Source organism: Pseudomonas putida (assembly GCF_025905425.1).
GTDB classification, from domain to species: domain Bacteria; phylum Pseudomonadota; class Gammaproteobacteria; order Pseudomonadales; family Pseudomonadaceae; genus Aquipseudomonas; species Aquipseudomonas putida_AF.
This window is the reverse complement of sequence record NZ_CP109603.1, coordinates 2,515,661-2,527,907: the sequence shown is the minus strand read 5'-3', so window position 1 is coordinate 2,527,907 and position 12,247 is coordinate 2,515,661. Positions and strand designations below refer to the sequence as shown.

The window sequence follows — 12,247 nt, the reverse complement described above, 5'->3', positions numbered from 1 at the left end:
TGGCATCACCTGGGTTGAAGACGGGCATCGGCAAGGTCGCTGGCCTGGCTGGAACGCAGCCTGCGCACCCTCTGTATGTAGGCCACCCCAAGCCCTGCGACCGACCAATACACTGTGGGGATGATGGTGATGCTGCTGACGGTGAAGATGATCACCAAGATCCCGACCAGCGTCGCCAACAACGCGCGGCCCAGTTGCCGTTGCTCGTCATTTTGGTCGGGGAACGCGCGCATGGCCTTGCGGATACCCAGCAACACGGTGATGAAGAACGCCACGAAAAGTGCGAGCCCAACCAACCCGACCCGCAGTGCCAGGCTGACGTAGGTGTTGACGATGTCGATGATGCCTTCCCCCTGAATCATCGATTGCATTTCAGGGGTGTTACGGAAATCGAAGGAGCCGAACAGCGGGTTGCGCTGGATCACGATCCAGGAGTTGTCGATCAACCGTTCCCGGTAGGTAATGTTTTCTTTCTCGATGTTGCCGATGAAGGGCAACAGGTCCAGCACCTTGTCGCCCCCTGGCAGCACCGTCAGCAGCGGCAGCGCCAGCACGCCGGCGAGCGCCAGCACGGTCAGGCGCTTGACGGCGCCTTTGCCCATGGCAATGAACACGACGCCGATGATCACGGCGCCGATCCAGGGGCCTCGGGACAAGGGCGCGAAAAGCCCGGCCGCCAGCAGCAGTGCGCCGAGCACCCGCTGCAGCTGGCTGCGGACATAGCCCTGGACGAACAGGAACAAGCCGATGGCTACACTCATCACGTAACCCAGCGCAATCGCCTGGCCGGTGGTGGCGCTGGCGCGCAGCGAGCCACCGCGGCTCAGGTAGCCGGTCATGCTCCACTGGACGCCCATGGCATCGGTCAGGGCGTTGTACAGTAACCAGTGGCGGACGTACTCGGCGACGCCGATCAGGGCCAGGACGAAAGAGGCCAGCACGAACGCCAGCATGGCGTCCTTGAAATCACTGATCTCCTTTAGCCCCCGGCTGGCGACGTAATAGGGCAAGAACACATCGACATACAGGTAGAGCGCCTGGCGCAAGGTGTCGGTCAGGGTGGTTTCACGCAGGTACAGCACACTCATCAGCACCAGGCTTGCCGCCAGCAGCTTGTCGGGCCAGGTGCGGCCGAAGCGAAGGGTGTCGCTTTGTCGGCTGAGGGCCAGTGCCGCCGGCAGCAGGACGCATAGCGTCAGCAGGCGCACATGGTTGAGCTCGACCAGGTAGTTGACCACGCCAAACCCGGGTATCTGCACCGACGCCGGTGGAATCAGGAACAGCAGCATGAAAAACAGCGCCATGGCGTTGCGTTCGCGGCGCCCGGCGATAAACATGATGATGCCGGCAGCGGCCATGTATACCCAGAAGCTATGGGAGGCAAAGGCCACCAGCGTCAGGACGAACCACAGGTTTCGCCGGCGCTTGAAATCGCTGTAGGGGATGAGGTCTGTCGCCGGACGGCGCGCCATGACGAAAACGACGCCTGCCAGAAACAGAATGACGATCAGTGCACGAAAATGTTCAGGCATTGGCTATGGACACCTTTCCCTTGGTGGGCAACGGCTAGCATCATGGCTAATTGAAACTATAGTGACTTTTAGCCAATCAGTCAGAGATTGAAGTCATGCCGTCGATTGATGTGTCAGCCTCCGCGAGTCTGCGCAAGCGCGCACTGAAGGCCGGGTCATGGAACCTGGTATCGCTGGTGGCGTCACAGGTCATGCGCCTGGGCGGCAACCTGATCATGGCCCGTTTGCTGCTGCCGGAAATGTTTGGTGTGATGGTCATCGCCACCACCGTTTCGGTACTCCTGCACTTGCTTTCCGATGTCGGCCTGCGCCAGAACATCATCCAGAGCCACCGGGGGGACGACCCGGCGTTTCTCAATACCGCCTGGACCGTCCAGATCATCCGCGGCTTCGTGCTGTTTGCCCTGACTTTGCTGCTGGCCGCCGCCTCCTGGTTTGCGCAGCTTGCCAATCTGTGGCCGGCAGACTCCACTTATGCCGCGCCAGAGCTGCCGATGGTGCTGGCGGTGACCGGCCTTTCGGCCATCATCTGGGGGTTCCAATCCACCAAGATAGACGTCGCCGTGCGAACGTTCCAACAGAAGCGCGTGGTATTGGTGGACCTGGCCTCGCAAGTGGTCGGATTGATTGCGATGCTGGTGATCGGCTACTTCACCCGTTCGATCTGGTCGCTGGTGGTTGCCGGCCTGGTCAGTGCCCTGGTGGGCACCCTGTTGGGGCACATGGCCCTGCAGGGCCCGAACAACCGGCTGCGCTGGGACCGTAGCGCTTTGACGGAGTTGATTGTCTTTGGCCGCTGGATCCTGCTGTCGTCGATGGTCGGCGTGCTGGCCATGTACGGCGACCGGATCTGGTTTGGCGCCAGCATGACGGCGGGCCAACTCGGTGTGTATTCCATTGCCGTGCTGATCCTCGGGTCGGTGCAGACCGGGTTGCTGAAACTGGTCGGCTCGGTGGCGCTGCCCGCCTTCAGCGAGGCCGCCCGGGAAGGTGACAAGGCGCGTCTGAAGGCGCTGTACTACCGTTTCAGGCTGCTGGTGGACCTTGCCATGCTGTTTGCCTGCGGGGTGTTCCTGACCGCCAGCCCGCTGCTGATCGGCTGGATGTACGACGCGCGCTACACCGAGGCAGGTTCGATTCTTGCGATTCTTTCGCTGTCGTTCTTCACGCTGCGCTATACCTTGGCACACCAGATATGGATTGCCCTGGGCCTGACCAAATACCAGGCCATGGACAACATCATCCGGCTAGTCTCGTTATGGGGGTTGCTACCACTGCTGTTGGCCATAGGCGGTGTGGACTATGCGATCTGGGGAGTTGCCTTGCATACCTTCCCGACGCTGCTGTTGGTTGTCTACGTTAACTGCAAGCTCGATATCTTCAGCGTCAAGCGCGAGCTCATGGTATTGCCGATGGTGGCGGTGGGCGCGCTCTGTGGCCTGCTGGCGACCCGTTTCTTCGAGTGGCTTTGATAAGGCCACAGGTGGGCGATGTTGCACTGTGGGGCGGTCGAGTGACTGATTGTTAACACTTCATCAAGATAGGTCTGGGGATCATGGGGAAGTTTACGTTGTGTACTCCGCATTTTGGTCGTAGGGGTTTTCTCCAGAGCTGTGTCTTGCTGGGTGTTGGGGGCGCGGTGTTTGGAGTGTCCGCGGGCGTTGCACGCAAACCCGTCGAAAAAACCGGGTTCGTGGTGATCAACGGCTGGGTTTTGCCTTCTCAGTACTTTCGGAACGAGCCAGCATGATCAAGGACTATCAGCAGCAGAAAACGCTGCGTGACGGCTATGACTTCTGCATCATCGGGGCCGGCCCCGCTGGCATTACCCTGGGCTTGCGGCTGGCGGCTGCCGGCTGGCACGTCTTGTTGGCCGAGGGCGGTGGGCGCGAGTATTCGCCGCACTCGCAAGAACTGTACAAGTGCGACTCGACGGGGCTCGAGTTGTACGCCGAGGAAACGCGCCTGCGCTACCTGGGCGGCACGTCCAACCACTGGGCGGGTCGCTGCCGGCCCTTTACCCCTTCAGACTTTGCCGTGGCGCCGCCCGGCGACTTGCCCGGCTGGCCGATCCCGTACTCGGAGATCGAGGGCTACCTGGCTGCGGCCATGGATATCGTCGATTTGCCGCCAGGCTCGGAGTTTCATGCAATGAACACTGGGCTCGGCGGTGACGACTTCGAGCCTGACCGCTTTCTGCTGAGCCCACCGACGCGCTTTGCGCAGAAGTACGCGACAGCACTGAACGAGACCAACGGGCTCGATGTATTCATCAATTGCAACTGCGTCGACCTGGAGTTCGACAAAACGTCGGGCCACGTGGTGGCTGCGGTGGTTTCCGACTACGACCGTCATCGTCAGCGCGTGGTGGCCAGGAACTTCATCCTGGCCACAGGCGCCATCGAGAATGCCCGGCAGTTATTGAACAGTGAAACGCTGTTGGCCGCGGGTGTCATCAACAAGGAAGGGCTGACCGGGTGTTGCTTCATGGAACACCTGAATATTGACATGGGCACTTTCATCCTGAAGTCGGACCAGGATACTCAGATGCGCCAGTACTACACCACCGATGCCTTTGTGGCGGAGTACCAGGCCGGTAAAGGTAATATCACTGCCGCGCTGCTGTCGGACGTACAAACGTACGGCCGCACGGCCGAGGTCAAACATTTTCTGGAAAACCTCGCCTGTGACATGGGCGTTGCCAGCAAGATCGAGTTCTTCGCCAAGTTCAGTTGCCCTGGCGATGGGGTGATCGGCACGATGATCGAGCAGTTCCCCAACCGGCAAAGCCGTATTTCACTGCTGGATGAAAAAGACCAGCTGGGGGTGGCCAAGGTCAACGTCCACTGGGCGTTGAACGAGAGTGACCGGCACACCATCAAGTGCATCGGCACTGAACTGGCCAAGCAATTTGCCGACATGGACCTTGGCTTCGTCAAACTCAACGACTTTGTCTATGACACGTCGGTGCCGCTGAAGATGGCGCCCCATGCCCATCACATGGGCACCACGCGCATGGCCGCCTCAGCGGAGTTCGGTGTGGTCGACGCCAACTGCAAAGTCTTCGGTACCCAAAACCTCTATGTCGCGGGAAGCAGTATCTTCGCCAAGGGAGGCGCTTCCAACCCGACCATGCCGCTGTTGCAGTTTGCCGTGCGGCTGGCAGACCACCTCAATGAAAAGTTGAAATCGGCTACGGGTGCCGCTGTGTAACGCACGCTGTAAATGGGTTGAGTGCGATGCGGTCAGCACCTTGAATAATGAGACCGAAGTCGCCTCAGGGACAGTCCAGAATCGCTTTGATTGCGAGGCTCGCAGAATGAATGGATGGATACGGAGTGCACTGACGCGTTATGTCAACTCGACCGGGCGGGGAAGCTCGACTTACAAGAAGTTGTGCAATCCGACGGGGCGAGAGTGGGGGATCTATCAGGCCCGCTGGGGCAAGTTTCATTCGGTAGGGGACAATTTTCATATCAACCCGGGGTGCAATGTCACCGACCCCGCGCTGGTGCGCATTGGTAACAATGTCGGCCTTTCGGATTGCACACTGATCGGCCATGACGGTGTGGTGGCGTTGATTGAACTTTGCTACGGCAAACACCTCGATTCGGTCGGCTATATCGACATCAAAGACAATTGCTTCATCGGCCATGGGGCGATTGTCATGCCCCGCGTGACCATCGGGCCCGATGCGATCGTTGCCGCCGGTGCGGTGGTCACCAAGGATGTGTTGCCTGGCACCGTGGTGGGCGGCAACCCGGCCAAGTTCATCTGTACCACCGAGGCCCTGATCAAAAGGGTAGAGGAACGCTGCGAAAGTTACCCGTGGATAGACCTGGTCAAACAACGCAAAGGGGCCTATGACCCTGCGGTAGAGCCGGTGCTTGCCGCGCAACGGCGCCAGTACTTCTTCGGGGACGGTAGTAATGGATAGAAAACCCGTCGATGTGATGGTGGTCAATTTCAATACCGCGTCCTTGCTACAGCCCATGTTCGATGCGCTGCGTCAGGCCGATAGCGAAAAGCTCGCCAGTTACCTCGTGGTCGACAACGCCTCGGTCGATGATTCTGTAGAACGCATGGCCAAGGTGTGCCCAGAGGCGCTGTTGCTGAGCAACAAGAAGAACGTCGGTTTCGGTCGCGCCAATAACCAGCTGCTGGCGCACTTGAAGGGCAAGTACGCACTGCTGCTCAACACCGATGCCTTCGTGGCTGCCGATTCTTTGGCCAAGACCATCGAGTACATGGACACCCACCCTGAGTGCGGTGTACTGGGCGTGCGCCTGGAAGGCCGCGACGGCGACCTGCAACCCAGTTGCCGCTACTTCCCGACCCCCCTGAACGTGTTTGTCGGGCGTACCGGGCTCGGTCGTTTTTTCCCAGGCTTGAAAATGGTCGACGAGATGACCTGGGACCATGGCTCGGTACGCGAATGCGACTGGTTGCCTGGTTGTTTCTATCTGGTCCGGCGCGAGGTGCTGGACCAGGTGGGCTTGTTCGACCCGCGCTATTTTCTCTATTACGAAGAAGTTGACCACTGCAAGCGTGTCAAAGAGGCGGGCTGGAAGGTGGTCTTCTATCCACACACCACGGTGGTGCATATCGGCGGCGAAAGCTCCAAGTCGGTTAGCGAACTGGAAGCGGCCAGCCGGCAGATTTCCAGTTACCAGATCGAAAGCGAGCTACTGTACTTTCGCAAGCACCACGGGGTCGCCGGGCTGGCGCTGCACATGCTGCTGGTGTGTGTGGGGGACCTGGTACTGGCACTCAAAGCACTGTTGAAGGGACGAGGCCGCGCTGCGATCCGCGCCTGCTGGCGACATTGCCAGACCACCTGGTCGCTGCTGTTCAAGACCCGGTTCGCAAGCCAACCCACACGGTAGGTGAATTCATGTTCGAGAATATACGCGCGGACCTGCGTGCACACGGTGGTGATTGGGGCGCCCAGGGGTTCTGGGTGCTGCTGGTGTATCGCTTTGGGCGCTGGCGCTATGGCGTACGCCCGGCGTTGCTGCGAAAACTGTTTTCCATCCTTTACAAGATCTTGTTCAAGTTCGTGCAGATCATCACAGGGGTGGAATTGCCCTGCGAGGTGGTGATTGGCCGCAACTTCGTCATCGATCATTTCGGCGGCATCGTGATCAGTGGTTACGCCCGCTTCGGCGATGACTGCCGGATCCGCAACGGCGTGGTGGTGGGCCTTAAAAATGTCGACGAACCGATTGCACCAGTGTTCGGCAATAACGTCGATATCGGTGCAGGGGCCAAGGTGCTGGGCAATATCCGCATCGGCAACAACGTTGCCATTGGCTCCAACGCCGTGGTGTTGATCGATGTGCCAGACAACTCACTGGCGGTCGGTGTGCCCGCGACCATCAAGAGCCGAAAACCCACGCAAGCCGTGGAATACACGGTCGAGTGAGGTGCATGGAAACAGCTATCGGCGTGGTGGTGATCGGCCGTAATGAAGGGGCACGTCTGGAGCGCTGCCTGCGCTCCTTGGCGCATGGTGCCGACCAGGTGGTGTATGTGGACTCAGGCTCCACTGACGGCTCCGTACAAATGGCCCAGGCCCTAGGGGTGGAGGTACTGGCGCTCGACATGGCCCGCCCGTTTACGGCAGCCCGCGCGCGCAACGAGGGCTTTGCCTGCCTGCAACAGCTGCTGCCGACACTGCGCCACGTGCAGTTTGTCGATGGCGATTGCGAGGTGGACCCCGGCTGGCTGGCCAGTGCCCAGGCGTTTTTGCAGGCGCGCCCGGATGTGGCGGTGGTGTGCGGGCGGCGCCGCGAACGGTTTCCGCAGCGCTCGGTTTACAATTTGCTGTGCGACCTGGAATGGGACACGCCCATTGGTGAAGCCAAGGCCTGTGGTGGCGATGCGTTGATGCGCGCCGACGCCTTCGCGCAAGTGGGCGGGTTTCGCCCGGACCTGATCGCCGGCGAAGAGCCGGAGTTGTGCGTGCGCTTGCGCGCCAAAGGTTGGAAAGTTTGGCGGTTGGCCGATGAAATGACGTTGCACGATGCGGCCATGACCCGATTCAGCCAGTGGTGGCGTCGTAGCTTGCGCGCAGGGCATGCCTATGCCGAAGGTGCCTTTCTGCATGGGCGGGCGCCGGAGCACCATTGGTTGCGCGAGTCTCGCCGCGCCTGGCTCTGGGGTTTGGGTATCCCGCTGTGTACAGTGCTTGCCAGCGGCCTGGTGGGCGGGTGGGCATTGTTGCTGTTGCTGATCTACCCGTTGCAGGCCGTGCGTCTGGCACGTCGCGGTAGCAAGTCGAGGCGCGAGAACTGGTTGCAGGCGGTGTTCCTGGTGCTTGGCAAATTCCCTGAAATGCTTGGGCAGGTAAAGTTCCTGCGCAACAGGCTCGCTGCCGGCAAGGCCGCATTGATCGAGTACAAATGAGATTCCTATGATTGCCAGATCGATAGTGAAAAGTGTGCTCACCCTGCAACCCGGTTACTCGCTGCGGGCCTTGAACAACAAGGTCAAGCTGACGCTGCAGATCACCCGGGAGTGGCCCGCGCTGAAGGCGTTCATGCAACGCATGTCGGCTGCGTTGGGCGATGACCGCTTCGCACGGCTTGGGGTTGATTGCATCGGCGTCGTGCAGTGGCCCTACATCAGCAAAAACTGGGAGGCACAGGAGCGCCTGAGTGTGGTGGCTTCGCACTTTGAAATGGTTGCCAGGCAGTTCCCGAGGTTGCTGCTGCTTAGTCGGGACGACAGCCTGACCCTATGCGACCTGTCGGCCTACTCGAAAGGATGTTCCCTGGTGCTGGACCGGCCTATCTGGTTCAAACGTGAAGGCGAGCTGGTGCTCAACCTGTTCCAAGGCGATTTGCGCGTGGCGTCCCTGGCTTTCACCCTGTGCCGCCAGCACGGTGAGCCGTGCCTGTTCATTGGCGCCGTGCAGGGCATTCACAAAGGGATCGACAGCGAAACATCGCTGAACATCTACCGGGACCTGACCAAGGACTTCGAAGGCCTGCGCCCCAGGAGTTTTCTGCTGGAAGCCTTCAAGTGCATGGCCAGAACGCTGGGGGTGGTGCGCATCTACGCCGTGGGCGATGCGCACCGGCACCATCGCCATCCGTACTTTGGCGCCGACAAGGCGCAAGACCTGGCCGCCCATTACGACGTCATCTGGCAGGAAAACGGCGCCACCCCGTCAGAGCGTGAGGACTTCTTCAGCTTGCCCTTGGCTGCGGCCAAGCGCGCGGAAGACGACATTGCACCCAAGAAACGCGCGATGTACCGCCGGCGTCATGCCTTGCTGGATGAGGTATTCGCTCGCATTGAGGCGGCATTATCAGGCAATGAGCGGATCCATGGGCTACAAGGGATGAAGGGAGATGTGCGTGAGCGTGCATCGGCAGGGGGCCCGCCGCCCGCGATCGACAGCCTGAAGTAAGGGGTTGCCGCGGGTAGGGGCATTACGCAGGCATTGAATTGGATTCCTATGCGCATTGCTTACTTCATCAATCAGTACCCGAAGGTCAGCCATAGTTTCATTCGACGCGAAATACTGGCATTGGAGCGCCAGGGCATGGAAATCCAGCGCATTGCCTTGCGTGGCTGGGACGCCGAGTTGCAGGACGCTGAAGACATCGCCGAGCAGCAAAAGACGCGCTATGTGTTGCAAGACGGCCTGAAAGGCGTGTTAGCGCCGATGCTGCAGGTGCTGCGCGCCGAGCCACGGCGCTTCTTCACCACCCTGTGGCTGGCCCTGCGCATGGGCCGGCGGGCGGACCGGGGCTGGCCGTATCACCTGGTCTACCTGGCCGAGGCGTGCCAGGTTGTGCTCTGGTTGCAGGCCTTTGGCGCAAAGCATGTGCACGCGCACTTTGGCACCAACTCCACCGAGGTGGTGATGCTGGCCCATGCACTCGGCGGGCCTGGCTACAGCTTTACCGTGCACGGGCCGGAAGAATTCGATAAGCCGCAATTTCTACATGTGGGCGAAAAGGTCCGGCGCGCAGCGTTTGTCGCGGCGGTCAGCTCATACGGGCGCAGCCAGTTGTTCCGCTGGGTGGCGCACGAGCACTGGGGGAAAGTGAAGGTGGTGCATTGCGGCCTGGAGCGCGGCTTCCACGCCGTGGCCGCAGTTACCGCGCCGTCGGCGCCACGCCTGGTGTGCGTCGGGCGTCTCTGCGAACAGAAGGGCCAGCTCTTGCTGATTGAGGCGGCCCGCTTGTTGGCTGCCCAAGGCGTCGCATTTGAGCTGGTGTTGGCCGGTGATGGCGAGATGCGCGGGCAGATTGAAGCGCTGGTCGCCCGCCATGGATTGCAGGCACAGGTGCGGATAACCGGCTGGATCAGCAGCACGCAGGTGCGGGACGAAATCCTGGCTGCCCGTGCCTTGGTGCTGCCGAGCTTCGCCGAAGGCTTGCCGGTCGTCATCATGGAGGCCATGGCGTTGCGCCGGCCTGTGTTGACCACCTATGTGGCGGGTATCCCAGAGTTGGTTCGCCAGGGCGAAAATGGCTGGTTGTTCCCTGCCGGCACGGTGGAGGAGCTGGCCGCAGCCATGGCCGATTGCCTGGCGCAACCCGCCGAGGCGTTGCAACGCATGGGGGAGGCAGCGTATGAGCGGGTGCTGCAACGCCATGATATCGACACCGAGGCCGCCAAGTTGGTCAGCTATTTCAAGGCATCCGTATGATCAGCCTGTTGGCGTGGCTATTGGGCCTGGTGGCGGTTGCCATTTTACTGCCCTCGTTGGTGCTGTTCGCGCAGGTGCTGCTGGCCTGCCTGCCTGTGCGAGCACACCCTGCGCTCGATACCAAGCGCCCGCGCGTGGCGGTGCTGGTGCCTGCGCACAACGAAGGCTCGATCATCCATTCGACGCTGGCGAGCGTCGGCCCGCAATTGCTGGCGCATGACCGTTTGCTGGTGGTGGCGGACAATTGCACCGATGACACCGCGCAGCTGGCACGCATGGCGGGCGCTGAAGTGGTGGAACGCCACAATGACGCGCTGCGCGGCAAGGGGTATGCGCTGGACTTTGGCGTGCGGCACCTGGCCCAGGATGCGCCAGAGGTGGTCATTATCGTTGACGCTGATTGCCAGGTTGGCGAGGGCGCCATTGACCTGCTGGCACGCCGTTGCCTTGAAGCTGCACGGCCCGCGCAGGCACTTTACCTGATGCGTGCACCCGTCGGCGCTGGCCTGAAAGTGCAGATTGCCGAGTTTGCCTGGCGGGTAAAAAACCTGGTGCGCCCGCGAGGCTGGGTGCGCCTGGGCTGGCCTTGCCAGTTGATGGGTTCGGGCATGGCATTCCCCTGGCGGGACCTGGCGGCGGCCGATCTGGCCAATGGGCACCTGGTTGAAGACTTGAAGCTGGGGCTGGACCTCTGCCGGGCCGGCAAACCGCCGGTTTTTTGCCCTGCCGCGCAGGTTACCAGCCAGTTCCCCGTCAGCCAGGAAGGCTTGAGCAGCCAGCGTACGCGCTGGGAGCATGGCCACCTGGGGGTGATCGTGGCCGAGGTACCCAAGCTGCTATCAAGCGCGCTCGCTGGGCGCAATTGGCCTCTGCTGGCCATGACCCTGGACCTGCTGGTACCGCCGTTGGCGTTGTTGGTGCTGGCGCTGATGGTGGTGGTATGTGTGTGCTGGCTGGCGGCTTTGCTGTTCGGCATCAGCGCGCCTGCGTGGATCGCCACGGGTGCCCTAGTCATGCTGGGTGTTGCGGTACTGCTGGCGTGGGGGCGTTTTTCTCGGGAGCTGATCCCGTTTTCGGTCTTGCTCTACGCCCCTTTCTACGCCGCGAGGAAGATCCCTCTGTACCTGGGGTTCTTGATCAAGCGCCAGGTTGACTGGGTACGCTCGAAACGGGATGACAGCTAATGGGTAAATGGCAGAACAGTTGGAAAACGGTTATCGGCAAACTTCAGGTAGTGGGTGACCTTACGCAAGAGCAGCGGCTGCTGGAGGCCTTGTGCCAACCCGAGGCGCCGACGGTACTGGGTTTTGTCAACGCCCATGCCATGAACCTGGTGGCGGGTCATGCCGATTACTGCAAGGCACTGTCCTCTGCCGATGTGCTGCTGCGTGACGGTGCCGGCATGGCCATCCTGTTTCGCCGCCTGGGCCTGGACCCTGGGCTGAACATGAACGGCACAGACTTCATCCCCAAGCTGCTGGCGGCGTTCAAGGGGCGACGCGTGGCGTTCTGGGGCACCCAGGAGCCGTTCTTGAGCCAAGCGGTACAGTGCAGCGAGGCCCGTTTCGGCGTGCTGCCTGTGTCGGTTCACGATGGCTTTGCCGATGTCGACACCTACCTGGAACTGGCTCGGGCGACGCAGCCAGAGCTGATCGTGCTGGGCATGGGCATGCCGAAGCAAGAAGCGGTTGCCGCCAGGCTCATGGCCCGTGGCGGGCCCTGCCTGATCGTCTGTGGCGGGGCGATTCTGGATTTTCTTGGCGGCAAGGTCAGCCGGGCGCCGCTATGGCTTCGTCGGTTGGGCGGGGAGTGGATCTTCCGTTTGATGAGGGAGCCGAAACGGCTGTTCATGCGCTATGTGGTGGGTAACCCGCTCTTTCTGCTACGGGCCCTGTTGTGCACCAAGGCGATGACGCTCGATGCCCGGAACACGCCAAGGCGTACCTGACGATTCTGCCAGGCGAGCCGTATGAAATGGCCAAAACCCATGGCGAGGGCGATTCCGACCGCCGCGCGGGTGAGCGACTGCTACAGTGATAGCAAGCAG

At 61.1% G+C, this 12,247-nt stretch carries 11 protein-coding genes; 10 read left to right on the top strand and 1 reads right to left on the bottom strand.

Features of this window, described 5'->3' with window-relative positions; translation table 11 throughout:
• Nucleotides 1-5: 5 nt before the first annotated feature.
• Nucleotides 6-1,532 carry an O-antigen ligase family protein gene (locus OGV19_RS11325; protein WP_264313440.1) on the bottom strand — a complete coding sequence of 509 codons (1,527 nt, stop codon included), beginning with the start codon at nucleotides 1,530-1,532 and terminating at the stop codon, nucleotides 6-8.
• Between the two features lie 95 nt (nucleotides 1,533-1,627).
• Between OGV19_RS11325 and OGV19_RS11320 the strand changes: the two genes are divergently transcribed.
• The 10 genes from OGV19_RS11320 (at nucleotide 1,628) to OGV19_RS11275 (ending at nucleotide 12,148) form a co-directional block, all read left to right on the top strand.
• A complete protein-coding gene (locus OGV19_RS11320; protein ID WP_264313439.1) occupies nucleotides 1,628-3,004 on the top strand; it encodes an oligosaccharide flippase family protein in 1,377 nt (458 codons plus the stop codon).
• Between the two features lie 274 nt (nucleotides 3,005-3,278).
• A complete protein-coding gene (locus tag OGV19_RS11315) occupies nucleotides 3,279-4,745 on the top strand; it encodes a GMC oxidoreductase (RefSeq protein WP_264313438.1) in 1,467 nt (488 codons plus the stop codon).
• Between the two features lie 106 nt (nucleotides 4,746-4,851).
• Entirely contained in the window at nucleotides 4,852-5,469 is a 618-nt protein-coding gene (locus OGV19_RS11310) for an acyltransferase (protein WP_264313437.1), read from the top strand.
• Nucleotides 5,462-6,418: a glycosyltransferase family 2 protein gene (locus OGV19_RS11305; RefSeq protein WP_264313436.1), complete on the top strand. Its 957-nt coding sequence runs from the start codon at nucleotides 5,462-5,464 to the stop codon at nucleotides 6,416-6,418. The genes OGV19_RS11310 and OGV19_RS11305 overlap by 8 nt, the downstream gene beginning before the upstream one ends.
• 8 nt (nucleotides 6,419-6,426) lie before the next feature.
• The gene (locus OGV19_RS11300) at nucleotides 6,427-6,957 is read left to right on the top strand and encodes a serine O-acetyltransferase (RefSeq protein ID WP_264313435.1); all 531 of its coding nucleotides are present in this window, start codon (nucleotides 6,427-6,429) and stop codon (nucleotides 6,955-6,957) included.
• 5 nt (nucleotides 6,958-6,962) lie between these two features.
• Nucleotides 6,963-7,940: a glycosyltransferase family 2 protein gene (locus tag OGV19_RS11295; RefSeq protein ID WP_264313434.1), complete on the top strand. Its 978-nt coding sequence runs from the start codon at nucleotides 6,963-6,965 to the stop codon at nucleotides 7,938-7,940.
• A 7-nt stretch (nucleotides 7,941-7,947) separates the two neighbouring features.
• Nucleotides 7,948-8,949 (top strand): VirK/YbjX family protein, encoded by a 1,002-nt coding sequence (locus OGV19_RS11290; RefSeq protein WP_264313433.1) that lies wholly within the window; start codon nucleotides 7,948-7,950, stop codon nucleotides 8,947-8,949.
• 48 nt (nucleotides 8,950-8,997) lie between these two features.
• Nucleotides 8,998-10,200 carry a glycosyltransferase gene (locus OGV19_RS11285; RefSeq protein ID WP_264313432.1) on the top strand — a complete coding sequence of 401 codons (1,203 nt, stop codon included), beginning with the start codon at nucleotides 8,998-9,000 and terminating at the stop codon, nucleotides 10,198-10,200.
• Nucleotides 10,197-11,384 (top strand): glycosyltransferase family 2 protein, encoded by a 1,188-nt coding sequence (locus OGV19_RS11280; protein ID WP_264313431.1) that lies wholly within the window; start codon nucleotides 10,197-10,199, stop codon nucleotides 11,382-11,384. The genes OGV19_RS11285 and OGV19_RS11280 overlap by 4 nt, the downstream gene beginning before the upstream one ends.
• Nucleotides 11,384-12,148 (top strand): WecB/TagA/CpsF family glycosyltransferase, encoded by a 765-nt coding sequence (locus tag OGV19_RS11275; protein ID WP_264313430.1) that lies wholly within the window; start codon nucleotides 11,384-11,386, stop codon nucleotides 12,146-12,148. Before OGV19_RS11280 ends, OGV19_RS11275 begins: the two co-directional genes overlap by 1 nt.
• The last annotated feature ends 99 nt before the right edge of the window (nucleotides 12,149-12,247 follow it).

Coding starts and splice junctions, on each gene's coding strand:
- OGV19_RS11310 (WP_264313437.1), top strand. CDS start 4,852: ATGAATGGATGGATACGGAGTGCACTGACGCGTTATGTCAACTCGACC.
- OGV19_RS11280 (WP_264313431.1), top strand. CDS start 10,197: ATGATCAGCCTGTTGGCGTGGCTATTGGGCCTGGTGGCGGTTGCCATT.
- OGV19_RS11325 (WP_264313440.1), bottom strand. CDS start 1,532: ATGCCTGAACATTTTCGTGCACTGATCGTCATTCTGTTTCTGGCAGGC.
- OGV19_RS11300 (WP_264313435.1), top strand. CDS start 6,427: ATGTTCGAGAATATACGCGCGGACCTGCGTGCACACGGTGGTGATTGG.
- OGV19_RS11275 (WP_264313430.1), top strand. CDS start 11,384: ATGGGTAAATGGCAGAACAGTTGGAAAACGGTTATCGGCAAACTTCAG.
- OGV19_RS11290 (WP_264313433.1), top strand. CDS start 7,948: ATGATTGCCAGATCGATAGTGAAAAGTGTGCTCACCCTGCAACCCGGT.
- OGV19_RS11315 (WP_264313438.1), top strand. CDS start 3,279: ATGATCAAGGACTATCAGCAGCAGAAAACGCTGCGTGACGGCTATGAC.
- OGV19_RS11305 (WP_264313436.1), top strand. CDS start 5,462: ATGGATAGAAAACCCGTCGATGTGATGGTGGTCAATTTCAATACCGCG.
- OGV19_RS11320 (WP_264313439.1), top strand. CDS start 1,628: ATGCCGTCGATTGATGTGTCAGCCTCCGCGAGTCTGCGCAAGCGCGCA.
- OGV19_RS11285 (WP_264313432.1), top strand. CDS start 8,998: ATGCGCATTGCTTACTTCATCAATCAGTACCCGAAGGTCAGCCATAGT.
- OGV19_RS11295 (WP_264313434.1), top strand. CDS start 6,963: ATGGAAACAGCTATCGGCGTGGTGGTGATCGGCCGTAATGAAGGGGCA.